Raw genomic sequence first — 22,473 nt, 5'->3', positions numbered from 1 at the left:
TTATGAAAACGGCAATCTTATTCAGTGGTCAAGGACAACAGTTTGCCGATATGGGGGCCGATCTTTATCAAACGTTACCAGCGTATCAAGCCACGATTGACGAAGCTAATCAAGTGTTGGACTGGGATCTGCGGGTAACTGCTGATTGGATCGATGATGCTCAACGGATGCCGGTTGCAATTACAGCGATGAATATGGGGTTATATCGTGCTTTAACAGCGTTGCTTAATGAGTGTCCGACCGTGTTAGCAGGATTGAGCCTTGGTGAGTATGCCGCATTGATTGCAGCTGGCGTCCTGCCATTTGCTGATGGCTTGAAGTTAGTTGCCGATCGGGCTAGATATATGCAACGAGCGGGATTACAGCATCCCGGGGAGATGGTCGCGGCGTTGAGGGTAACGCCGGCACTGGTTGCAGCCGCTTGTCAAAGTGCCCAAGCAGTGGGGGTTGCGTATCCCGCTAATTACAATCTAGCTGATCAAATTGTTATTGGTGGCGATGCATCTGGTATTCAAGCTGCGCGAACCTATTTAAAAACACACGGCGTTAAACGGGTGGTCCCATTAGACGTTGCGGTGGCTTCACACACGCCGTTAATTGCCTGTGATGTTGCTGATGATGACAATGTTGATCGGGCATTTGCAAGCATTAAACAACGGTATGGTGTCATCGATGGGATTATCCATGCGATTGCTTATGCGGATAAAGCAACGTTAGAAGGTGATTTTGTGAATACCACGAAAGCTGGATATGATTTGGCACAAAATATTAGTGCGTATTCGCTGATTGCAGTTGCCCGAGCAGCTCGGCCAATGCTGAAACCAGGAGCCAGTCTCGTAACGTTGACGTATTTTGGATCAGAGCGAGCCGTACCAAATTACAATATGATGGGGGTTGCTAAGGCCGCGTTGGAAGCAAATGTGCGTTACTTGGCACGTGACCTTGGACCACAACAAGTCCGCGTGAATGCAATTTCAGCCGGAGCAGTCAAAACGTTGGCGGTAACGGGTATTCATGAGCATCAGCAATTATTAAAATTATCTCGCAGTATGACAGTTGATGGAGAACCGGTAAAAACGCGTGAGATCGGCAACGTGGCTGCCTTTTTATTAAGCGATCTCTCGACTGGAATGACCGGGGACGTGGTACACGTGGATAAAGGGGTCCACTTAAGTTAATGCCAATCACTCAAGTTGTCTTTAAACGGCAGTGGCTTCAGATGCCGGTCGATGTTTCTAAAAAAATGCGACGGGTCACTCAGCGAACCGTGAGTCGCCAATTAATTCAGCAAGTGTTATCGGTACCATTAGCTTATCATCGATTGGGACAGCCCTATTTTCCAAGTCATCCTCGATTAGGTGTTAGTGTTAGTCACACGCACCAGTTAGTGATGGTGGCGGTCGGTCCGGGACCTCTGGGGATTGATGTTGAACAGGTCCGTCCATATGATGTGACTGCCATTCGGCGAGCCTTTACATCGGCGGAATGGCAGCTATTACAGGCTTTATCGGTGCAAGATCGTTATCGGTTAGGGTGGCAACTTTGGACGGCTAAAGAAGCGGTATTAAAGTTAGTGGGCTGTGGCTTGACCCATGCGCCCCGCCGTGTCGAGGTTCTTGATTTACAACGTGGACTAGCGTGCTATCAAACACAGTTATACCAGTTGACGCCGTTAGAATTGCCTGCGACCCACGAGGGATTTTTGGCTCGTCCCTTGTCGGTTGGCTGATTGGAGTGCGTGGTTGGTATTAACTTTAGTGCGCTCTTTTTTAAGTTTAGTGAACAATGGCCACTGGATTTTATTATCAGCCGACTGGTTGACCTGCTATTGCAAGCCTTCTACGTGCTGACTAAAAGCAGTTCTGAGCAAGCTATAATTGTGGGCTCAGAACTGCTTTTTAATTTATCCTTCAATTAATTTATCTATAATAATGGCAATACAAAATTCATCCATAACCATGAAATCGGCATGATAACGACCATCATCGGAATCATATCGGCGGTCGGAAACATCTTGACGGCAATAATGCGAAAGCCGCTGGCAACCATTAAAATACCACCGACCGCTTTGAAATCTAGAATCATGTCAGGAGTGGTCAAGGGAAAGACTAGGTGAGCGACTAAGAATAAAGCTGTCAGGATGATTAGTTGGGGAACAGCAATTAAGGAAACAACTAACCCTAAGTTAGCACCGAAAATTACCGCAGCAAAGAAGTCCAGAATCGATTTGGAAATCAAAATTGTGGCGTCGCCGTTCATCCCTTCAGTTAAAGTCCCGTAAATACCAGTTCCACTGGCACAAAATAATACGATTACCGTGACCATTGTCTGTTCAAAAGCCTGTTTCTCAAAAGTTGCTGGTGCTTTGACAAACCGTGAAATGAAACGTTGCATCGCGGCAGCGCCGTGATTGATTGCAGTTCCCAAATGGCAAAGCAATCCAATACCTGTTCCGATAATAACGGCAAAGATGACCGCCGCTAGATTTTTTAGTGGTGCAATCGCGTAAATCCCATACACATGGAACAGATCCCAAAGGACATATTCAGCCCATCTTTTAAACGTTGTGACATTCGTTTGCCGGTCAATGCGCCCACAATACCCCCGAAAAAGATCGCACACACGTTAGTAATAATTCCAATTGGCACGCAAGCCCTCCTCAATATTTAATTGATAAAAACAACAGCTATTAGTTTAGAGCTTGTTTCGGATAAGAACAATTCTGAATATGTGGTAAACTATTCTAAATAGGAATAGTTAGAAGAGGGTTAATTATGGAAACACGGAAATTGGCAGTGTTTGTTGACCTTGCCACGACCCAGAACTATAGTCGCAGTGCTGAACGCATGTTTTTGTCACAGTCGACCATTTCAAAGTACATTATGGCTTTAGAGCGCGATTGGCAGGTCCAATTATTTGAACGTGCGCATCGGCAAGTCACGTTAACACGGGTTGGGCAACAATTATTGCCACGGGCCCAAGCAATTCTGCGCGAAGAGCGTCAGCTACAACAAGTTCTGGCCGCTAATACCGCTCATAATGCGCAGTCGCTGGTTGTTCAGGGACTACCATCTTTAGCACAATACCAAGCTTTTCATATTATCACGGCATTTATGAAGCGGTATCCGGAAGTGAAATTACAATTTAGTGAGGCGAGTGTCGATCGGTTAGCGCATGCACTGGATCATACGAATGTCGACATTGTATTTACACGGATTTTCGGGGATCAACCCAATAATTATGACGTTTTATTGAATGAGACCGATCAGTTTGTGGTCCTTGTTCCGAAAGACGATCCGTTGGCGCAACAAGCTGAGATTAGTCTGCCGATGCTGGCACATGAATCAATTTTATTATTGAAAGATACCATCGGTGAAGATAACCCGTTGTTTTCGGTATTTCAAAAAATGCATACGCCACAGATGGTTTATGATGGTCAACGAATTGATCTCATTTTAGAAATGCTGAATCAGGGTGATGGTGTCTCGGTTGTCATGGCGCGGTCATTTGATCTCACTGGTTTTGACAACATTAAAGCAGTTCCACTGACGCCTACTATTCGCAGTCAGATGGCTTTCATGAAGCGTCCAGATAATCACGCTGCCGTGGTTGCTAAATTTTGGGCGTTTGCGACGAAGTATAGCCAATCACTTTCAGATTAATTGTGGCGGTTGATCACATTCTAACGATGTGTCTTGAATCGGAATCAAAGCCGACGATGACATAAGGATAAAAGCAGTCGGTTTCGGTGGTCGTAGCAGGAAGGACGTGTCCGAACAACAATCGAGCTGGCTAGTCTGTTTTAATCACATTGTAGGTCGTTTGCAGTGATATAAATAAAAATAATTAAAGATGACGGGGTGCAGACATGGAACCAATTCATATTTCACAGACTTTATCAATTAGCAATCACCGTGTGTTTTCAGCTGACTTGAATGAGCACGACACGGTTTTCGGCGGAAAAATCTTGGCGACTATCGATGATAATTCATCGATTGCCGCATCGCGAGTGGCTCGAATTGAGACGGTGACCGTGTCAGTCGATCAGGTCAATTTTTTATTGCCGTTTCGGTTACAAGACTCAATGTGTGCGGAATCTTACGTTTCGGGCGTTGGTCACCGCTCAATCGAGGTATTTACTAAAATTATTGGTGAACACTTGAAGACCGGCGAACGGTTTTTGGGATTGACCTGCTTTTCAACGTTCGTGGTGACGGACCGTAATATTGAATTACCACTGTTAGTCGCTGATAAACCAGAATACACGTTTGTTGCTCAGGGCTATCAAGAGCGGCAGGCCGCCCGGTTAGCCAAACTAAAGCGCCAGCAAGACTTTAATGCGCACATTAGCGTTGAATTGCCGTGGTGAATCGATTTAAATTGACAATTTTGGTGAGACTTGTTAAATTGTAGGTAGATTGTAAAATTAATCCGAACGCTGTTCGGACAAAAAAGATCAGCTTCCTTTAAAATGGTGTTTACCACAAACCCATCTTTTAGGAGCTGATCTTTTGTCTAGTATAACCTATTCCGAACGAATTAAAATCGAAACCTTTTGTGAACTAGGGCTGTCCAATATCCAAATGGGCGTTCGGCTGAACCGATCACCGTCAACAATTTCTTATGAATTATCTCGATGTCAACCTTATCAGGCTGAATTAGCACAAACAGATGCCGAATACAAGCGATCACGATGTGGTCGGAAAACTAAGCTGAGCGATGAGTTAAAGCAAAAAATTCTCAACCATTTACGTCTAAGCTGGTCACCAGGAATGATTGCTCACGAATTTAAACTAGCTACTAAATCTATTTATAATTGGCTAAATCAGGGGAGAATTGGTTTCTCCTTGAATGATCTACCTGAACATGGCGTACGCCAACGGCGTAACGTTGACCAACGATCCAAATATAATCAATCTTTGGGGCGATCAATTGAACAGCGTCCCATGATGATTAATCAACGTAATCGCATCGGCGATTTTGAACTAGATACAGTCGTTGGTCCTCGTGGGCATAGTAAGGCAGTTTTATTAACTTTAATCGATCGCAAATCACGGTTCCTTTGGGCATACCGGTTAAAAGATCGGACGACAGCGACTGTTAATGAAGCACTAACTAAGTTCCTAACCACTTTTAATGGTCCGGTGCACAGCTTTACTGTGGACCGTGGCACTGAGTTTAGTGGGCTAGTATCACTTGAATCACAATATGGTATTAAGACCTATTACTGCCATGCTTATACGCCAGCTGAACGTGGTAGTAATGAACGCTTTAATCGGAATTTACGTTATTTTTATCCTAAAGGGACTCGTTTTGAGCACATTAGTGCTCAAGATTTAACGACGACGTTACTCTAAATTAACCAGCGACCGCTTAAAATACTCGACTGGCAAACACCGTATCGGGTTATGCTGACAAATTTGTCCAAAAATTCGGATTAAATTTGCAATCTACCATAAACATTAAACTGAGAAACCAGGAAGCGATCCAGTGAATCTTCCGTTGGAAATTGTTCTTTGTGGTGGGTGGTGCGCTTGAGATGCTTATTAAAGTTCTCAATCAGGTTAGTGGAGTATAGTGATTGCCGGATAGCTGGTGGAAAGTCCATGAAAGTGAGTAAATTCGGCATTTTAAGCAGATCTTTGATTAATTTGGGATAGGTCTGATGCCAGTTGTTGGCGAACTCATTCAGTTTCAGTTCGGCTGCTTCACGGTTGGCGGCCCGATGAACTTGTTTAAAGTCACTGATCACGGCCTTGCGGTCTTTTACGCGAACTTTGTTCATCAGATTCCGCCCAACATGAACCAGGCAACGTTGTCGTTTGGCTTTAGGAAAATGCCGATTCAAGCCTTCATCCAAACCAACTAACCCCCACAAACAACAGCACATCTTTAACGCCCTGCTTGATCAAGGTTCCCAGCAGTTCAGTCCAGATTCCAGTCGATTCCGTTGGCGCCACTTGGTAGTTCAGCACTTCTTTCGTACCATCTGGACGAATGCCAATCGCAATATGAACGGCTTCTTTTTGAACGGTATCCCGCTTTAACGGCAAGTAAGTGGCATCTAAGAAGATGGCCGCATATTGTGATTGCTGGAAAGCTTGAACCTGTTCATTGACGGCTTTAGTCATGTTGGAAACCGTGGCTTTGGAGTAGTGAGCACCGTACATTTTCTCAATGAGTTCGGCAATTTCAGCAGTGGTAATTCCCTTGGTATACAACTGAATGACCGTTGTTTCTAAATTATCACTGTGCCGACCGTAGGCTGGCAAGGTATGATTTTCAAACCGGCCATTGCGATCTCGAGGAATGGTTAAGTTAAGTTGGCCGTACTTCGTATCAAACGAGCGCTCATAACTGCCGTTGCGGTTATTACCAGTGTTAATCCCAGCGTATGAGTAGCGTTCGTAACCCAAAAACTCTGCCAATTCGGTTTGAAGCAGCTGGTTAATCGCAATTTCGAGGTGGTGACGAAAAACTTCGTCCAAATCTTGCTTTTGGGCTAGTGCAGCGATAATTTCTGTGGTAAGTTCATTCATGGGGAATGCCTCCTGTGATGTTTTCTGTGGTTACTAAATATCATAAGGGAAGGCATTCCCTATTTCTATACAATTCAGAAATCTTTTATGCATTTACACAAGATATTTTACGCTCTCGTTTGTACTTTTCACACACTTAAACACACCAAGTTATTGTTCCCATGACAATAGCTTGGCGTGTTTTATTGTTTAAAAATGGCAAATAGAAAGTTTAATTTGATCAGTCTTGAAAACTTGAGCTGCTTTGATTTTTCCAGTACTAAGGTGTCCTCTGTAGGCGCAATTTTGTTAGTTGCTCTTTCCCATTTGTTTATGTGGATGGTTTGAATTTACAGGTCTACGCGACTCACACCGTAGAAAGTTATAATCAGAAGCCAACTTCAAAAATCTATCATGGAATAATAGTAGTATTGACAGCCTCATAATATAGTGTAGAATACTATTTATAAGGTTATCAAGACTATATGGAGGGAAAATGAAAAAAATTGGACTATTAGTCGATTCCGCATCAGATATTCCCGCGGAAATAAAAAATCAAGTAAATGTTGAAGTTGTTCCCTTAGTTGTGACAGCAAACAACCACGAGTATCTGGATCGTGTGACTATTCAACCTCAGGAAGTGTATCAACTAATTGAAGATGGTTATATTCCTAAAACAGCTAGTCCAACTCTTGGACTGGTATCACAATATATCAAAAAATTGCAGCAACGAGGTTATAAAAAAATCATTGCTATTACAATCTCCAGCGGCTTATCAGTTACAAATAAGGTTTTTAAAATAGCTTCTGAAAATGTCAATAACGCAATCATAACAGTTATTGATTCAAAAAGTATTGGTATTGGTAGTGGATTGATTGCAGCATACGCAGAAGACTTAATTAATGCTAATTATGATTACCAAGAAATCACTAAGCGAGTTCAACAGTCCGTGCTAAAAAGTAAAGTCTATTTTTATATTGCAACATTAAAATATCTTAGAATTGGCGGTAGGATTGGCAAAGTGGCTGGGATGGTGGGATCAGTTTTAAATATTAAACCAGTCATATCGTGCGACTCAGATGGCATATATTACCCAGTAGCAAAAGCTCGTTCTGAAAAGAAAGCAATTTCAAGGTTATTAAAGCTGGCTATCGAAGATGCTTCAACAAACGAAAGTTTTAGGCTTGCAGTCGTTCAGGGCAATGACAAAGCGATTTCAAGTCATGTACTAACCGAACTTAGAAATAGCTTTCCAAAACATACCATTTATACTGGTGATGTTTCCCCAGCATTATGTGTACACACAGGCCCAGGGCTAATTGGAATTGCAGTTCAGATTGATTAATATTTCTGTGCAAGGAGGATGACTAAGTTGCCTTTCGCTAAAAATAATTTCCCGAGATTACCGTTATGGAGCGAATTACCAAGCTTCAATTTACATTTGGATCAATTATTAGACATCACCAATTCTTTTGTTGAACCCATGATTGAGGAAAAAATTACCAAGACAATGATGCATAATTATTTTAAAGCAGGGATTATTGAGGCTCCAATCAAGAAGAGATATGCACGAAAACATTTGGCAGGAGCAATTGTGGTCGGTGTATTTAAAAATGTATTCTCACTATCAGAAATAGAGCAAGGATTGCGACTAATTCTTGCGGATACTTCACCTGCAGAAGGCTATGATAACTTTGTAAAAATATTTAATAACCAGAGTTCTCAAGAAACAATAAAAATGCCCCCTGTAGCCAATATTAGTTTAGAACCCACATCTACTATGCTTATACAGTATAGTGCGACTCAATCGGTTTTGTTTTGGTTTTTAGCAAGACGTCTTATTCAGAAAAATCAGGATCTATAGGAAAATTATTACGTATTTTTGTATATGATATTTTAGTTATATAATTTATTTTTTTAATGGAGGGATATTTGTGCTAGACAAAGTGGTTTACAAGGAATTATTCAGTAAAGCATTCGACATAACGATTGAAGTAACTTATTGGAATGGGAAAAAAGAAAAATATGGCGCTGGAGTTCCTGAAATTAAGGTACAATTTAAACACGAAATTCCAATTAAATCGCTAACCAGTCAGCCTACCTTGGTTCTAGGTGAGGCTTATATGAATGGTGACATAGAGATTGATGGAAGTATACAAACATTAATCGCATCGGCTTACCGGAAAAAAGACAGTTTTTTAACTCATAATTCATTCTTAAAACACTTACCCAAAATATCGCATTCTGAAAAAAATAGTGAAAAAGATATTCAAAAACATTATGACATAGGTAACGATTTTTATAAGCTATGGTTAGATGACACAATGACCTATTCTTGTGCTTATTTTGAGAAAGAATCCGACACTTTGAAACAAGCACAATTGAACAAGGTCCGGTATATCTTACGTAAGCTAGCCACTAATCCTGGTCGTAAACTATTGGATATTGGTAGTGGATGGGGAACTTTATTATTCATGGCTGCTGAAGAGTTTGGACTAGATGCAACAGGTATTACCTTGAGCCAAGAACAATATAACTATACACAATCACAAATAAAGGAACGACACTTAGAAAATCAGGTCCACGTAATATTGGAAGACTATCGTGAAGTATCTGGTCAATACGATTACGTAACATCTGTGGGCATGTTTGAACATGTTGGTAAAGAAAACTTAGGACTATATTTTAAAAAGGTTCAAGAATTTTTGGCCCCAGGAGGACAAGCATTGATTCACGGCATTACTGGACAACATGAAGGTGCTGGTGTGGATCCATTTATTAATCAATACATCTTTCCAGGAGGATACATTCCCAATGTTGCTGAAAATATTAAGCACATTATGGATGCCCAATTGCAATTTTCAGATATTGAACCCTTACGACGCCATTACCAAAAAACATTGGAAATCTGGTACCAAAACTATCAGAAGGTTCGGAATCAAGTCATCGAAAAATATGGTGAACGTTTTGATCGAATGTGGAGTCTATACTTACAAGCTTGTGCCGCTTCCTTCGAATCAGGCAATATAGATGTTATTCAGTACTTATTAGTGAATGCACCTAGTGGTACAGGATTGCCGATGAAACGCAATTACATTTATAATTAACTATTACTAGGAAAATTATTCAAATAATGTTCAAAAAAGGGCACCTGTTTAAAAAATGAGTTGTAGTAAACTCCATTTTTTAAATCAGGTGCCCTTCCCTAGTATTAACTTATTTAGAGTAGGAAAAACACTTTCGATAGTAGCTACAGTTTAAAGCGGCAATATCAAAATCATTGTGGTAGTGCTCATAACGTCCCGTATTATCAACACATAATCCATAAATTAAGCTATCCAATATGATCTCCTTTATACTTAAAACCAGTTTTGATTACTTCACCGCTTGTAAAGGTTTGAAATGTTCCATCTATCCTTTTAATGGTTATACCACCATTATCTTCAATCTTCTGAGCAACTCCCTGAATAACTTCTGACCCAGTATTTAAAGAAACCACTTTTCCTAAAACAATCGATTTTTTCCGGTACTCCGCCAATAGTTGGGGGTTCGTATAGTCTAAAAATCCGTTTATAATTGCTTGGATTATTTCGGCAATTAATTGATTGCGGTTAACTGAATTGTCATTATCGATAGCTTGGGCTTTGATTGCCAACTCTTTTGGAAACTTGACAGTTGTTAAATTTATTCCCACACCAACAATGAAAGCTGAGGCCGCCCCCAGTTCAAGATCAAAAATGGACTCCGTAATAATTCCGCCCACCTTATGATAATTTAGATAGATGTCATTTACCCATTTAAACTGAAATTCTTTATTTGGATAAAACTTTTCAAGCACATGGGTGATGCTCACGGCAATCCCAGTTGTTAGTAGTCCGGGTTGAATAACAGTTTGTTGTTGGTTAGGCAGAATAATACTGAGATAAAGGCCTGTAGTCGGTGGTGAATAAAAAGAGCGACCTCGTCTTCCATAACCGTTAGTCTGCTTATCGGCAACAAAAACGGTTGGCCTGGTAATACAGTGCTTACTAGAAAATTGCTTTGCTAAATCTTGGGTTGATGTAACTTCTTTAAAGACATGCAGATTATCTGTTAATTGCTTATGGCTGTAAATATTAATTAAGTCGGCTTCTAAATACGGTGCTGTATGAAGCATGTACCCACGTTTCTTACGACTAACAATTGGATAATCTCGTTTGTTTTTTAAATTATTAATAGCCTTCCAGATGGTTTCACGACTGACTTGAAACTTTTTAGCTAGATAGTCACCAGATACCCACGTATCTAAATTAGTCAAAAGTTCTAACACCACTTTTTCTTGGGTTGATTTATTTTTCATCAAACCACCTCCTAATTAAATAGCGATAAACAATAACTAAAATAAGCTTAAATGCATTGCTTTTCTAATACGGCGAACAATAATAACTGCTAAAGCACTTTTAATAAGATCTCCTGGTATAAATGCTAAGTTTGAAATAAGAGCGGCAATCAGCGTAATGTGAGACTGGTAAGAGAGCCATATAGCACCCACCAAATCAATAAAAATCACTCCGGCTAATAATAAAATGAGCAGTTCAAATATCCAAGACTTATTGTAAATCTGAAAACGATTAATTAATAGACCAATTAGTAATGGCGTAAATAACCAAGCTATAAGATAGCCGCCAGTTGGTCCAATAAAGACAGCCATACCACCATTACCACCAGAAAGTATGGGCATACCGATGAAGGCTAATAATAAAAATAGACATACTGAGATGGTCCCATACCTAGGTCCCAACAACTCACCACTCATCATCACTCCCATGTTTTGTAAAACGATAGGTACTGGAATAAATCCCAACGGAATACCAGGGAAGAGGCCTAATATAATTAAGATTGCTACCATCATTGCAGATAACGTTAATAATCTTGTGGTGTTACTACGTTTCAATATGATCACTCCAAGTATGGATTTTTCAAAAACAGTGTTATTATAGCTATTAGTAACCCATTAGTAAAATAAAGGGTTACTAAAATTCGAATAATGGAAGGGAGACTGCTAATTTTGATTAGTTTGAAAACAGGCGATCTGTTACTTGTTAAAAAAGCACAAAATAAACTGTCAGAGATGATCATTAGAGGCACAAAACAAACGTTTTTAGATCGGCCACTAGCTTATTACCATATCGGGATAGTAGAAAAAGAAGGCACTGACTTTTTTGTTCTCCATGCAACCAAAGACCATGGTTGCATTCGTCAACCGTTAGATCAATTTATTTCCGAAGAAGGATTGATTGACGTTTATCGGAAGAGTAGCCCTTTAATAAATCCCCTCAAAATACTAAAACGAGCCAAGTCCATGTTAGAAGCACCATACAATCCGAGCTTCAGATTAGATCAGCCAGGATATTACTGTTCGGACTACGTGGTTAATGCATTTAAAGATGAAAATATATTTCATCTATCCCCAATGGTATTTGGCCCTAACGGCTCTGTTTTGCCTGAATGGCAACAGTATTATGAAAATTTAGACTTGCCGGTACCTAATGGTCAGTTAGGGAGTAGTCCGAACTCACTAATTAGCCAAGGCCATCTCAAATTTATAGGAGCTATCAACAGCTGACTTTTAATACAGACAATTATTTGGCCATTTAGGTGAACGATTACGTGAGTTTAAAACACGATCTTGCTGGATATCCCATATCCCTGATATTAAAAAGACTACAATCTAGATAGCTGGTTAATACGGCTATCTGGATGTAAATAGTTTGCCTTATAATCTTGGAAAAACTATGTTTTATTTTTATCTCAGTGCTCAATAATCGAGTCTACAAGGTAAATAGGAGAGCGTAAAATATCAACGACATCATAACCGGTTCCCATGATTCCGATATACTTCAATCGTGATGTTTTGCTGCTCCATTTCTTGGGTAGGGTAAAGTCCTCGCCTTGCTTGGGTTTCACAATGTAAAACTTTTGTTTATTTATGACAGTTACTTGTGGTGTTTCTAAGAACACCTCGGCAACTTTTTGCGCTTGCTGTTGGTGATTGATTTGTTGCTTAATGGCTGCATTGCCGGTTAATTGTGTGGGAACATCAGCGATTAACTTGGCCACAAAGTTCTTAATTTGGCTCAAAAAGTTATCCGGGGTGCGTTCTTCGGTACTGATTTGCTGTAACGCTTGCTCCCATTTAGCCGTCATTTCTGGACTAGTTAGCAAGGGTTCGAGTTCGACCGCTTTACATAATGTTATCCCGGCTTCACTGACGTGCAGCTTATTTTTTTCAGTGACGAGATAGCCGCGTTTTTTTAATATTTCCAGTACATTTGCCCGGGTCGCACTTGTTCCAATGCCTTGCACGTCTTTGAGAATCGCCTGGGCTGCTTCATCATCAAGCGTTTTACCGGCCGTCTTCATGGCCGTAATCAGGGTACCTTCGGTAAATGGTACCGGCGGGGTCGTTTCTTTTTGCGGCGTTTGCAGATTTGCTTGGACTTGATCGCCTTGGTGAACGAGCGGTAAAGTTGCTGCTTCTTGCTGTTCGGCTTTGTGATCATCAAATAAAGCTTGCCAACCTTGCTTAGTTGGGACCTTACCGGTTGCTTTAAAATTGGCGTCACCAACTTGGGTAATAATGGTGGTTTCCTCGTACTCGTACGGATCAGCAAACATGGCTAATGTGGTTCTTAAAACCAAGTCATAGACTTGTTGCTGTAATTTAGGCAAGCTGGCTAGTTTCTCTTTCGTTGGCACGACTTTAGTCATAATAATGGCATAGTGTTCTTCAACTTTTTTCCCATCAACATAGCGTTTGTTCGGAGTGGTATTGGTTAAAGCGACTGGCTTAGAGACCAAACCCAGATACTTCGTCAGATTAGCCACTAAATAATCAAATTCTTCATCAGTGATATAAGCACAATCGGTGCGGGGATAACTGAGCAGTTTGTCTTCGTATAAGCTTTGAATAGCCGCTAAGGTTTGGCTGGCGCTGGCGTGATAACGTTTATTCATGGCACTTTGGAGACTGGATAGCGAGAATAGTTGGGGACTAGCACGCTTCTTGCCTTGCTTTTGGAAGTTCTTGATTAAACCGGCCTGTGAGCTTTTCTGAACGTGTTTAGCTTGCATGAATGTTATTAGCCCTGCTTCGTCTTTAAATCGCTGATAGGGGTCTAATTTTGCGACGAATTTTTGCTGATTAGCAAGAATTTCAGCATTTAGTTCAAAATAGGGTTTCGGCTTAAAGGTTTTGTTTACCTGGTCTCTTTGATAGACCATACACAAGGCTGGCAGCTATACGTAACTAATCGAGCACGCTCTACGTACCAAATTTTTCTCAATATAAAATACATTATGGGCTACCATTCATACCAATTAACCAGTCGCTAATTTTGTGATTACAAGTGCATGCCCCCATCTTCATGCCGGTTCCGGGTTTGATGTTGCCGCTGCTTTTTCGTCATTTCCCACTCAGTCTCCTTTAAACCTTGCGCCTGTTTTTGCCGTTGGTAATCTTCATCACGAGCATATAGAACAGTCATGATCGCGTCACTAAAGGCCGTCTTTAAGTAATAGTCTGGACTAACTGGCTTGTAGTTCAGTGGTTGATAATGTCCGATATTTGCTTTTCTATACTGGTCGTCCTTGGCTTGTTGCTCTTTTAACTGCATTTGGATTTTCTCGATCTGACTGTTCTTAATCGTCGGATCAGCTTTGCATTCGCCAAAAAAGAGTTGTTTAGTACCATCATGCTTTAAAACCCGTTGTAAGTGATGATTTTCTAACTGATCTAAGCTCAGCTGTCCCGATAAATAAGCTAGTCCTTGTTGATGTTCTGGGAGGCTGAAAACCTGTGGTGGGTTTGCTTGCCACTGTTCAATCGTTTCGGCCTGACATGGCTTTAAAACAGGATCATAGTACATCACGGCTGTATAGGCTTGTTCCTGTTTAATCAATGGCAATCCATCTAAATCGCCTTTGGGAAAGGCCCTTTTCAATACTTCATGGTATTGCGTTTTAATGACTTGCTTAACGGCCATGATTGCCCGTAGATCTTTGACTGCGCGAGTAATCTTTTGCTGTTCGGTTGGCGAATATTTCTCTAGTAACCCTTGATCGACGTGTTCTAGACTTTCTAAGTTATCGTCATGAATCATCAGCGTATATTTCAGTTCGATTTTGACTTCCTTTTCTTGTTGCATTAATAACTTCCAGCCAACGTATGGCCGTTTGGTAAAGGTCAATAATTGTTGGGTCAACAAATCATCACGAATGTTCATTAAACGTTCGTTTAATTCACTACCCTTGAAAACTGTTTGTTCGCTATCGGTTTCCTTAATTAATTCTCGTCTTTCAGCTTGCGTGGTCTGTTCAAAATTAAGCTCTGGATAAAGTTTTTTAGTCGTGCGATCAACCACTTTATTTAAGAGTTCATCTGCTTTTTTGAGTGAGCTTTCTTGTTGGTTAATTGTCAATAATTGTTTAGTCACATCTTCACCAACCGCATGTTTAATTAAGGTGCTGTTTTTCCAATTAAATAGCATGCGCCGCTTATCATCTAAGTTCTCCAAACTGATATAAGTTTTCAGTTCATGGCTTAACTCTTTAACTACCCGTTTTTCATTAAACGAGAAGTGTTTACTTAGGCTATCTAAATGACCTCTATTGATTACTTTTTCTTGGTTATTTTTATAACTGGCTTTGGCCTTGCGATAGTCCTTAACTTGTTGGTTAAATTCTTTTCTTTCATGCCGCTTACTATTGATTCCCTCATGTTGCATTGGGGTATCAGATATTCCCTCCTCGATAAATGATTTTTCGCTGATCCGATCGGGAATATTTTTTTGCTCTAAAACTTGATTTACACTAACCGCCCAATTGTGCCGCCATTGATTGATTTTTTCTTTTTTATCCCAATCAACTAACCACACCTTTCTTGATCTTGGGAAACGACTATTTCCTGTATAAGTCTTGTTCCCATTTTCGTCTAATATGTTTTCTCGTTTACTTTTCAATCCCCACGTTCCGTCTGGGTTAAATGGACGGTTAGTTAACATCACATGAGCGTGCGGATTATCTGGGTGATCTCTATGAATTGCCACATCAGCAACCATACCTTCATCAACAAAATTTTCTTGTACATATTTTGTCAATAATTCTTTCTGTTCATCTTCACTTAATTCAACTGGTAGAGCCACGTTAAACTCTTTAGCGTACCGTGAGTTTGATTTACGGTCTTTTCTTTCAACTTCGTTCCATAATTTCTTTCTATCACTCGCCCATTCTGGCGCATTCTTTGGTGTTAAAATAAAGCTTTCTGGCATAACCGACCGAGCATAAAAATAACTTCGGCCTTCTTTTTGATCGAATAATTTTTCGCCACTTCGATAACTTGCTCCAGCAATTGCACTTCTTCCTTTTCCAGCACTAATATTACTAAAACTCATATGAAAAATTGCCATGTCGGTCACCACCTTTCTTTGGGTTTATGGGTTTGATTTTGTTGTCGCCAACGGCGACTTCTAATACAAGTGTTTAGCACAATAACACAACCAACTTTAGTTGTTGTGTGTAAGTGCGCATTGACCTCGTTTCACTCGGTCTGCTGATTCTCCTGAATTTACTTTTAGTGTATGCCTTCCGCTTCGCTATTTCAACTTTTATCCTTTGACTTAACGTTTCCTATATGATATAGTTTCGGTGATTATTTCTAATATGATTGGAGGGATCGTTATGTCTCAAAAGCAAGCGCGTTTAAAACAAAAAATTGAGCAAGAAGATTTTAAATTACGGCAATCTAAATACTACGAAAATCGGCAAGCCCGCAAAGCCCGTTCTCGCCGATTAATTCAAAAAGGGGCTTTGCTCGAAAAATACTTTCAAGCTGATAACCTATCGGTCGAAGAAACCGAAGAACTTTTAAAAACATTTGCTGATTATGTTAACGCCCATAAACCGGATAAATTAAAAAACGATCAACCTAATAACTAGGCCGATCGTTTTTATTTTCTGGATCATTTTTAGGCTTTACTTCTGGGTTTTGATCTGCAAAATTTTGTAACTGCTTTTGCACCTTTTCTGGATAAGTAATATTTTGGTTTATCCAAGGAAAATGCCTCAAATCGTTCTTAAAAACTTGTCCCTTCTCTCTTGCATAAACAGAGGTAAACTTTTCGCTATTATCATAGATCATGACCTTATCAGATTTAAAGGCCACTAATGGCAAATTATGTTTGGATTGCTGATAACGTTTCTTGATCGTTGCTACTGGAACACCGTGGCCACCTTTTTGTACCCGTTCGTTGACCCTTTGGATAGCTAAATTTTCATCTCGCAAAGCAACATATAATAAAGTACGCGTGGTGCTAGTTCGTCACAAAATTAAAAAATCCTAAATTATAGACTAAAATTGCCAGTTCAATTTTTAGTTGAAAGCCAAAGGCACTCCGCGTTAAGTTAGTTTCAATTTCAAAATCACTAACTAAGGTAGAAAAACGCGATTCAATTGTGCGACGTAACGCCTTGAGCGCGCGCTTATTATGTTCCTTGGCCCCCCTTCATATTTGAACGGTATGGTGTCCATAACGTGTAGCCTAATTGCTTAAATTCAGCGCCAAGTCGCTTGCCTACATAACCGACATCGGCCAAAACAATTGGACAAGGACAAACTATAGGCAAAGATTGGTGAGAATAGTGGGAAAACAAATAACCACAGACCAAGGTTCACAGGATTCAGAATTTTCAAATTAATCATTTCGCCAATAAATGTCGCATAATAAACAGTCGCGAAAAGCCTAAAGTAACGTTTTGGCGCGTAAGCTAAAATGGATGAAATTTGCCATCCTGGAAAAATCATGATCCAGAAGTTATTGTCAAAAAATGTAAAGATCATTCCGATCAGCGTCTCAGTTATCATACCGGCTATTTGGTATTTTGGGGAGGCAGAAGTGATCACGAAAGCAATCAGAAAAAGAAAGGTCATTCCAACCCAGAACCAATCGCTTGACGTTTTGGGAGGAAATTTGTCTGAAATGTCCTCTATCAAAAAGATTAGCCAAATATACGAGTACCAATAGGTTTTTAAATTAGACCGCAGTCCCTTGATCATTTTTTAGTTCTCCACTCTTTTGAACCAATTTGATCAGTACAAAAATCAGTACTAATATGATAACGGTCCAAATGACTATTCCCATAATATCATGAATTGGTAGGGATTGGTTATTGATCGCAAGATTGATCATTTTGCTGGTGAGGTAAGTCGGTGTGGCTTTACCGATGGTCTGAACCCAATTCGGCATCATCTGAAGTGGCCACCACAAGCCGCTAATGATGGCCAACGGAAAGACGGTTAAGTTTGCAATAATGCTTGTCAGTTGAGGCGTTTTGGCAAATGAGGAAAGAACGCCAACCCCCATGATTGGCAGCGTACCAAAAACAGCAATGACGATGACACTAACAGATTCACCTAACGAGAGAGTGATATTCCACGTTGATTTTGCGACAAGCTGCATTAAAATAATGGACAGCACATTGACAAGTGACATGATAATACCAATTGAAATATAGTAGTATTTGGTTCCTTTAGGTGTGAGTGATAATGCCGAGAGCAGTTTGTGCTGACGGTCGTTCTGCATAATTTGTCCCAGCCCAAACATGGCGTTAATCAAGACACTGTACACGATCATACTGCCAAGGTATTGCTTGGCAAAGACCAATTCCTGAGCAGTGGTTCCCGAAATCAAAACCTTTGTGAATATGATATAGAAGCCAATTGGCATTAAGATGGTGAAAAATAAATAGCTGAAGTTTCGTAAAAAAACGCGTTTTGCATTAAAGCTGATTTGATATCCCAATGTTTTCATCTTAATGATCCCCCTTATTTGTCATTTCCAAAAAGATTGACTCCAATGATTCACGCGTAATCGTGATGTCATGCAGCTGATCGATAAAAGGCAATAGTGCCTTTAACGTTAAATCGGTATCGTTACTGATTAAGGTCATATTGGCGTCGGTTTGAGTGGCGGATTCAACAGCTGGTAAATGTGTGAACAATGATCGTTCCAGCTGTGTGTTGAAATTGAATTGACCATTATCATGGTGGCTTTGAAGTGTCTGCCAAGTACCAACGTAACGGAATTGCCCGTCTTGTAAAATGGCGATTCTGTCAGCCACTTTTTGAATTTCCTCAAGATAGTGGCTGGTAATGACAATAGTGACGTTTTGCTGACGCAACTTTTCAATATAGCGCCAAAAATTTTGCCGAGTTTCTGCATCCATACCCACGGTTGGTTCATCTAAAAATAAGAGTTGCGGATTTGACACAATGGCACTGGCAAAGCTGACTTTTCGACGTTGTCCACCGGATAGTTTATTCATGAGTTGATTTTGAATATCTGAAAGACCAAGTTCCTTTATGACTGTTTCGGGATTCTTGGGATGGGTTGCTTGTGCCGCAAATAACTTAATGAACTCGTTTACTTTGACATTGTTAATTTGTAAATCATCTTGAAACATCGTGGCCACTTTTTCTTTAACGATGGTGCTTCCCGGTTGGCTGTCCAAAACGGTAATGGCATGATTGTGGGAGCTTAAGATGCCCTGGATGAGATTGAGCAGGGTGGTCTTTCCGGCACCGTTTGGACCGACCAACCCAAAGATTTCGCCTGATTGAATTTGCAAATTCAGATGATCAAGTACCCGCTTATTAGGGTATGCAAAGGATAAGTTTTTTAATTGAATAGCAGCTGTCATGTTGCCCGCCTCTTTCTTTTATCTATTTTTATACGCGTGGTGCTAGTTTGTAATAATACAAAAAAATTAACAAAAAAGTCCAACACAGTTAGACTCATAAGTGACTAAACTTAAAAGGAGTCCTAACGATGTTGAACCATCCTAAGTTTAAACAAATTCGTCACGAATTACAAGGTAACTATCATTATTTTTATCAGCTGTGCCAGTCGCTTTACCAGCGCTATTGCCCACGTTGTGTGACGCAACGGCGTAATGTGGCGCACGTTAAAATCGATGACTGTCGATTGTTGGCGCTACTGTGTTTACAAACAACGCTTGGTATTCAATCACAACGCCGTTTTTGGCGCTTGATGACCGCCTTTATGCCGCAAAAAATCACCATTAGTCGGTCACGGTTCAACCGTCGCGCACTACAATTATTACCCGTGGTCAATGCGATCCGTACTGGTTTGACGCGTGAAGCAGCCCAACCTGGACAGATCGCAATCATTGATAGTTTGCCGAATCCATTGTGTGAACCAGTACGTAAATTTAGAGCACGTATTTTTGCTGGGCAAGCTAATATTGGCTACAATGCCACTAAGCAAATGTCGTTCTATGGGTTTAAAACCCACATGCTAGTAACCACTGATGGCTACATTCTGAATTATGTGGTGACTGCCGCTTCGGTCCATGATACAAAAGTTGCCGTTAGCTTGATTGATGATTGTCCTTGTCCAATTGTTTTGGCCGATGTCGGTTATGTAGGCAAGCGACTTGGCGCTGAATTTAAGCAATTAGGCTACACGTTATGGACACCATACCGTTCAAATATGAAGGGGGGGGCCAAGGAACATAATAAGCGCGCGCTCAAGGCGTTACGTCGCACAATTGAATCGCGTTTTTCTACCTTAGTTAGTGATTTTGAAATTGAAACTAACTTAACGCGGAGTGCCTTTGGCTTTCAACTAAAAATTGAACTGGCAATTTTAGTCTATAATTTAGGATTTTTTAATTTTGTGACGAACTAGCACCACGCGTATAATAAAGTCACTTCAAAGCCATTTTTGTGAGCTTTGTCAATCAAATTGAGTTGAGCTTTGCCTCTACCTGCCAGTGTTGTTTCTACGTGAATACTTTGCTGGTGATCTAAAGCATAGTGTAGTTGTTTGATTTCTTCTTTCATGGCTTTTAAGTTGTCACTATCTTTATGCCAATCGCCACCCATTTGTCTTAAAAGTTCATCAGCGTTAATCCGTTTTGTTTTGTCAAACAAGATGGGAAATGTATCGTATAGCGTACTTTTTCCTGCTCCGTTAATACCAGCAACAATTATATATTGGGGTTTATCTATCAACGGACAAAGTCCTTTCGCTTAATAACCTCATCTTGCCTTTTATCTAAAAAGTAGGTATATAAAGCGTCATATACTTTGCGCTTTTCTGGATCTGGCTCATGTAATGACTTATCAAGTAAATCTTTTAAATCAGTTTCTTTGGCAATTTCAAAAAAGTCATTAATTGTGATTGTATCTTTCATGTTCATCACACTTCCAAGTTATTAATTTATTTAATCTGATAAGCCATTAGTCCTCATCTGGATCATTGAGCCAATCAGCGACTTCTTTAGCGTCTTTGAACTCTGTTACTGGTGTCTCTTTGGTAGCCTTTAAAAGGCTTAAATTAGCTCTTTCGGCTTCGCTCAGGGCTGGTTTAAACGGTAATGCTGCGTCAGCTACGATCCGCTTATAAAACATATTGATCGCGGTAGTTGGGTTTAGACCTAACTGGCTTAAAACGGCTTCGGTATTATCTGCCAATTCTTTGTCAATCTGGACTTGTACGCGTTTCTTTTCCTTAACTGCCATGATTTTCTCGCCCCCCCCTTTATTACTACTCACATTATACTAATCTTTGAGTACCATCTCAATTAGCCTGCTTCTTTAAAAGTTGTGAATTTAAGTTTGCTGTTCTTTCCGCAATGGCACTTATACAACGTTCCTAAAGTGCCCGTAAGCGCATTTTAAAACTCGTTTAATATAATTATGCTCTATCTGTTTAAAACAGCTTAAATGGCCTTATATAGCTTTTTAGTTTTAAGCACGCTCATCGTTAGGGTGTTTGGCCGCATATTCTCTAGCCGCTTGTTGGTTCCACCAAACATCAAATAGGTTTTGCATGGTGCCGTACAGGTAGTTCTCAACATTATTGATATGCTTCTCATCGCTTCTTAGGGCATTAAAATAGCGTCTTAATGTTTTGGTCATCATTTTTTTTAAATCAGGGTCATCTAATAGAATCCATACGCCTAAATCCTTATGTTCTTTTTCGACAGCATATTTGGCGTTTAAGATAATGCCAATAAAGCGCCGCATTTGTTGTGGGGTACGGCACCAAAAGCTAAGTAGTTGCACTGCTTCTGGTTCTAAGAAGACCGGTAAGCCACTATCTTCGTCAGTTAAGAACTCATCAGCATGTTTTACTAAATCCCGATTTTGGGCTTCAATTTCAGCTGGTGAAAAATTGGCTGTGGAAAAGTCCAACTTTTGAGTATCTATACCGTATCTATGAGTATCTATATTATTTTTATAGTCTTTATATAGATTAACTGCATTTTTTGCAGTTCCGCTTGTAGCAAGGGTTTGAGGTTTTTTTCCAACGGTCTCTTGCGGAACTGCATTTTTTGCAGTTCCGCTTGTAGCAAGGGTTTCAACGGTCTCTTGCGGAACTGCATTTTTTGCAGTTCCGCTTGTAGCAAGGGTTTCAACGGTCTCTTGTGGAACTGCATTTTTTGCAGTTCCGCTTGTAGCAAGGGTTTCAGGCTCTTTTTGCCCATATTCGCCCCTTAGATAAACATCAGTAGCTTTTACATCGAGCTTAGAAAGGTATAGACGATTCGGTTCATTCTTTTTAGTCTTTGGGTTGAATCCCATTTGTTTTTGTAAGAGTAGGCCGGCTGATTTAAGTTCAGCTTTTATTTTAATAACTTTATGTTCCGAACAGTTAAACAGATTAATTAATTCTTGATTGGTAAAAATAAAGTAGACGTGTCCTTCTTCATCAACCCAGTTGTTGCGCAAAGAATACTCGAGCCGGTCTTTCAGTACCATATAAGCCAATTTAGCATCACTGCTTAAATGCTTGTATTGCTCGCCATACATTAATACCTTAGGAAACTGGAAAAATAAGGCTCCATATACGTTATCGGCTTCATAGTAATTAAAATTTGTTGATTTTGTCAT

At 40.2% G+C, this 22,473-nt stretch carries 18 protein-coding genes and 7 pseudogenes; 11 read left to right on the top strand and 14 right to left on the bottom strand.

The window, feature by feature from the left end; genetic code table 11:
- Positions 1 to 2: 2 nt before the first annotated feature.
- Together RA086_RS14460 and RA086_RS14455 are read left to right on the top strand one after the other, a co-directional pair.
- Positions 3 to 1,178 carry an SDR family oxidoreductase gene (locus RA086_RS14460; RefSeq protein WP_308704537.1) on the top strand — a complete coding sequence of 392 codons (1,176 nt, stop codon included), beginning with the start codon at positions 3 to 5 and terminating at the stop codon, positions 1,176 to 1,178.
- Positions 1,178 to 1,729: a 4'-phosphopantetheinyl transferase family protein gene (locus RA086_RS14455; protein WP_003645116.1), complete on the top strand. Its 552-nt coding sequence runs from the start codon at positions 1,178 to 1,180 to the stop codon at positions 1,727 to 1,729. The genes RA086_RS14460 and RA086_RS14455 overlap by 1 nt, the downstream gene beginning before the upstream one ends.
- 194 nt (positions 1,730 to 1,923) lie before the next feature.
- Here the strand turns inward: RA086_RS14455 and RA086_RS14450 are convergent.
- Positions 1,924 to 2,648 (bottom strand): annotated as a pseudogene (locus RA086_RS14450) (DUF554 domain-containing protein).
- A gap of 126 nt (positions 2,649 to 2,774) precedes the next feature.
- Here RA086_RS14450 and RA086_RS14445 point away from each other — a divergent pair.
- The 3 genes and pseudogenes from RA086_RS14445 to RA086_RS14435 all read left to right on the top strand — a co-directional run bounded on the left by RA086_RS14445 (position 2,775) and on the right by RA086_RS14435 (position 5,441).
- On the top strand, positions 2,775 to 3,662 hold the full coding sequence (locus RA086_RS14445) for a LysR family transcriptional regulator (RefSeq protein WP_308704536.1): 888 nt from the start codon (positions 2,775 to 2,777) through the stop codon (positions 3,660 to 3,662).
- A 206-nt stretch (positions 3,663 to 3,868) separates the two neighbouring features.
- Complete coding sequence (locus RA086_RS14440; protein ID WP_003645113.1) at positions 3,869 to 4,369, top strand: acyl-CoA thioesterase; 501 nt, start codon at positions 3,869 to 3,871, stop codon at positions 4,367 to 4,369.
- Positions 4,370 to 4,511: 142 nt separating this feature from the next.
- Positions 4,512 to 5,441, top strand: a pseudogene (locus tag RA086_RS14435) (IS30-like element ISLpl1 family transposase).
- 14 nt (positions 5,442 to 5,455) lie between these two features.
- Here the strand turns inward: RA086_RS14435 and RA086_RS14430 are convergent.
- Positions 5,456 to 6,539: pseudogene (locus tag RA086_RS14430) on the bottom strand (IS256 family transposase); the annotation flags it as partial.
- A gap of 475 nt (positions 6,540 to 7,014) precedes the next feature.
- On the opposite strand from RA086_RS14430, the gene RA086_RS14425 reads away from it, so the two are divergent.
- From RA086_RS14425 to RA086_RS14415, 3 genes are all read left to right on the top strand, one after another.
- A complete protein-coding gene (locus RA086_RS14425) occupies positions 7,015 to 7,863 on the top strand; it encodes a DegV family protein (protein ID WP_010010280.1) in 849 nt (282 codons plus the stop codon).
- 27 nt (positions 7,864 to 7,890) lie between these two features.
- A complete protein-coding gene (locus tag RA086_RS14420) occupies positions 7,891 to 8,382 on the top strand; it encodes a DUF1836 domain-containing protein (protein ID WP_010010281.1) in 492 nt (163 codons plus the stop codon).
- 70 nt (positions 8,383 to 8,452) lie between these two features.
- Positions 8,453 to 9,625, top strand: coding sequence for an SAM-dependent methyltransferase (locus RA086_RS14415; protein ID WP_010010282.1), 1,173 nt, complete (start codon positions 8,453 to 8,455; stop codon positions 9,623 to 9,625).
- A gap of 227 nt (positions 9,626 to 9,852) precedes the next feature.
- Here RA086_RS14415 and RA086_RS14410 read toward each other — a convergent pair whose 3' ends face one another.
- A complete protein-coding gene (locus tag RA086_RS14410) occupies positions 9,853 to 10,857 on the bottom strand; it encodes a biotin--[acetyl-CoA-carboxylase] ligase (RefSeq protein ID WP_007124647.1) in 1,005 nt (334 codons plus the stop codon).
- Between the two features lie 36 nt (positions 10,858 to 10,893).
- The gene (locus RA086_RS14405; RefSeq protein ID WP_181074504.1) at positions 10,894 to 11,409 is read right to left on the bottom strand and encodes a biotin transporter BioY; all 516 of its coding nucleotides are present in this window, start codon (positions 11,407 to 11,409) and stop codon (positions 10,894 to 10,896) included.
- Positions 11,410 to 11,565: 156 nt separating this feature from the next.
- On the opposite strand from RA086_RS14405, the gene RA086_RS14400 reads away from it, so the two are divergent.
- The gene (locus tag RA086_RS14400; protein ID WP_225363477.1) at positions 11,566 to 12,123 is read left to right on the top strand and encodes a YiiX/YebB-like N1pC/P60 family cysteine hydrolase; all 558 of its coding nucleotides are present in this window, start codon (positions 11,566 to 11,568) and stop codon (positions 12,121 to 12,123) included.
- Between the two features lie 185 nt (positions 12,124 to 12,308).
- Here the strand turns inward: RA086_RS14400 and RA086_RS14395 are convergent.
- Together RA086_RS14395 and mobQ are read right to left on the bottom strand one after the other, a co-directional pair.
- Positions 12,309 to 13,926 (bottom strand): annotated as a pseudogene (locus RA086_RS14395) (DNA topoisomerase).
- Entirely contained in the window at positions 13,901 to 15,964 is a 2,064-nt protein-coding gene (mobQ, locus tag RA086_RS14390; protein ID WP_308704535.1) for a MobQ family relaxase, read from the bottom strand. The pseudogene RA086_RS14395 and the gene mobQ overlap by 26 nt, the downstream one beginning before the upstream one ends.
- A 271-nt stretch (positions 15,965 to 16,235) precedes the next feature.
- On the opposite strand from mobQ, the gene RA086_RS14385 reads away from it, so the two are divergent.
- Positions 16,236 to 16,493, top strand: coding sequence for a hypothetical protein (locus tag RA086_RS14385; protein WP_407659103.1), 258 nt, complete (start codon positions 16,236 to 16,238; stop codon positions 16,491 to 16,493).
- On the opposite strand, the pseudogene RA086_RS14380 reads toward RA086_RS14385, so the two are convergent.
- From RA086_RS14380 to RA086_RS14365, 4 genes and pseudogenes are all read right to left on the bottom strand, one after another.
- Positions 16,483 to 16,857, bottom strand: a pseudogene (locus tag RA086_RS14380) (zeta toxin family protein); the annotation flags it as partial. The gene RA086_RS14385 and the pseudogene RA086_RS14380 sit on opposite strands and share 11 nt — an antisense overlap.
- Positions 16,858 to 16,867: 10 nt before the next feature.
- Positions 16,868 to 17,168 (bottom strand): annotated as a pseudogene (locus tag RA086_RS14375) (IS982 family transposase); the annotation flags it as partial.
- Between the two features lie 419 nt (positions 17,169 to 17,587).
- Positions 17,588 to 18,364, bottom strand: a complete 777-nt coding sequence (locus RA086_RS14370) for an ABC transporter permease (RefSeq protein WP_308704534.1) — start codon at positions 18,362 to 18,364, stop codon at positions 17,588 to 17,590.
- 1 nt (position 18,365) lies between these two features.
- Positions 18,366 to 19,253: an ABC transporter ATP-binding protein gene (locus RA086_RS14365; RefSeq protein ID WP_003557398.1), complete on the bottom strand. Its 888-nt coding sequence runs from the start codon at positions 19,251 to 19,253 to the stop codon at positions 18,366 to 18,368.
- Between the two features lie 128 nt (positions 19,254 to 19,381).
- Here RA086_RS14365 and RA086_RS14360 point away from each other — a divergent pair, with 128 nt between their 5' ends.
- Entirely contained in the window at positions 19,382 to 20,263 is an 882-nt protein-coding gene (locus RA086_RS14360) for an IS982-like element ISLpl4 family transposase (protein ID WP_308704533.1), read from the top strand.
- Between the two features lie 8 nt (positions 20,264 to 20,271).
- On the opposite strand, the pseudogene RA086_RS14355 reads toward RA086_RS14360, so the two are convergent.
- From RA086_RS14355 to RA086_RS14340, 4 genes and pseudogenes are all read right to left on the bottom strand, one after another.
- Positions 20,272 to 20,589, bottom strand: a pseudogene (locus RA086_RS14355) (zeta toxin family protein); the annotation flags it as partial.
- A complete protein-coding gene (locus RA086_RS14350; RefSeq protein WP_010620892.1) occupies positions 20,586 to 20,771 on the bottom strand; it encodes a hypothetical protein in 186 nt (61 codons plus the stop codon). The gene RA086_RS14350 and the pseudogene RA086_RS14355, both read right to left, overlap by 4 nt.
- 46 nt (positions 20,772 to 20,817) lie before the next feature.
- Positions 20,818 to 21,099: a type II toxin-antitoxin system RelB/DinJ family antitoxin gene (locus tag RA086_RS14345; RefSeq protein ID WP_010014831.1), complete on the bottom strand. Its 282-nt coding sequence runs from the start codon at positions 21,097 to 21,099 to the stop codon at positions 20,818 to 20,820.
- A 228-nt stretch (positions 21,100 to 21,327) separates the two neighbouring features.
- On the bottom strand, positions 21,328 to 22,473 hold a 1,146-nt coding region (locus RA086_RS14340), incomplete at its 5' end, for a replication initiator protein A (protein WP_308704532.1).

Origin of the sequence: Lactiplantibacillus brownii, from assembly GCF_031085375.1 — a bacterium.
In the GTDB taxonomy this organism is placed as follows: Bacteria; Bacillota; Bacilli; order Lactobacillales; family Lactobacillaceae; genus Lactiplantibacillus; species Lactiplantibacillus brownii.
Note: the sequence above shows the minus strand (reverse complement) of the source record. Positions and strands in the feature narration are given on the sequence as shown.

Coding starts and splice junctions, on each gene's coding strand:
- RA086_RS14460 (WP_308704537.1), top strand. CDS start 3: ATGAAAACGGCAATCTTATTCAGTGGTCAAGGACAACAGTTTGCCGAT.
- RA086_RS14455 (WP_003645116.1), top strand. CDS start 1,178: ATGCCAATCACTCAAGTTGTCTTTAAACGGCAGTGGCTTCAGATGCCG.
- RA086_RS14445 (WP_308704536.1), top strand. CDS start 2,775: ATGGAAACACGGAAATTGGCAGTGTTTGTTGACCTTGCCACGACCCAG.
- RA086_RS14440 (WP_003645113.1), top strand. CDS start 3,869: ATGGAACCAATTCATATTTCACAGACTTTATCAATTAGCAATCACCGT.
- RA086_RS14425 (WP_010010280.1), top strand. CDS start 7,015: ATGAAAAAAATTGGACTATTAGTCGATTCCGCATCAGATATTCCCGCG.
- RA086_RS14410 (WP_007124647.1), bottom strand. CDS start 10,857: ATGAAAAATAAATCAACCCAAGAAAAAGTGGTGTTAGAACTTTTGACT.
- RA086_RS14405 (WP_181074504.1), bottom strand. CDS start 11,409: ATGATGGTAGCAATCTTAATTATATTAGGCCTCTTCCCTGGTATTCCG.
- mobQ (WP_308704535.1), bottom strand. CDS start 15,964: ATGGCAATTTTTCATATGAGTTTTAGTAATATTAGTGCTGGAAAAGGA.
- RA086_RS14385 (WP_407659103.1), top strand. CDS start 16,236: ATGTCTCAAAAGCAAGCGCGTTTAAAACAAAAAATTGAGCAAGAAGAT.
- RA086_RS14370 (WP_308704534.1), bottom strand. CDS start 18,364: ATGAAAACATTGGGATATCAAATCAGCTTTAATGCAAAACGCGTTTTT.
- RA086_RS14365 (WP_003557398.1), bottom strand. CDS start 19,253: ATGACAGCTGCTATTCAATTAAAAAACTTATCCTTTGCATACCCTAAT.
- RA086_RS14360 (WP_308704533.1), top strand. CDS start 19,382: ATGTTGAACCATCCTAAGTTTAAACAAATTCGTCACGAATTACAAGGT.
- RA086_RS14350 (WP_010620892.1), bottom strand. CDS start 20,771: ATGAAAGATACAATCACAATTAATGACTTTTTTGAAATTGCCAAAGAA.
- RA086_RS14345 (WP_010014831.1), bottom strand. CDS start 21,099: ATGGCAGTTAAGGAAAAGAAACGCGTACAAGTCCAGATTGACAAAGAA.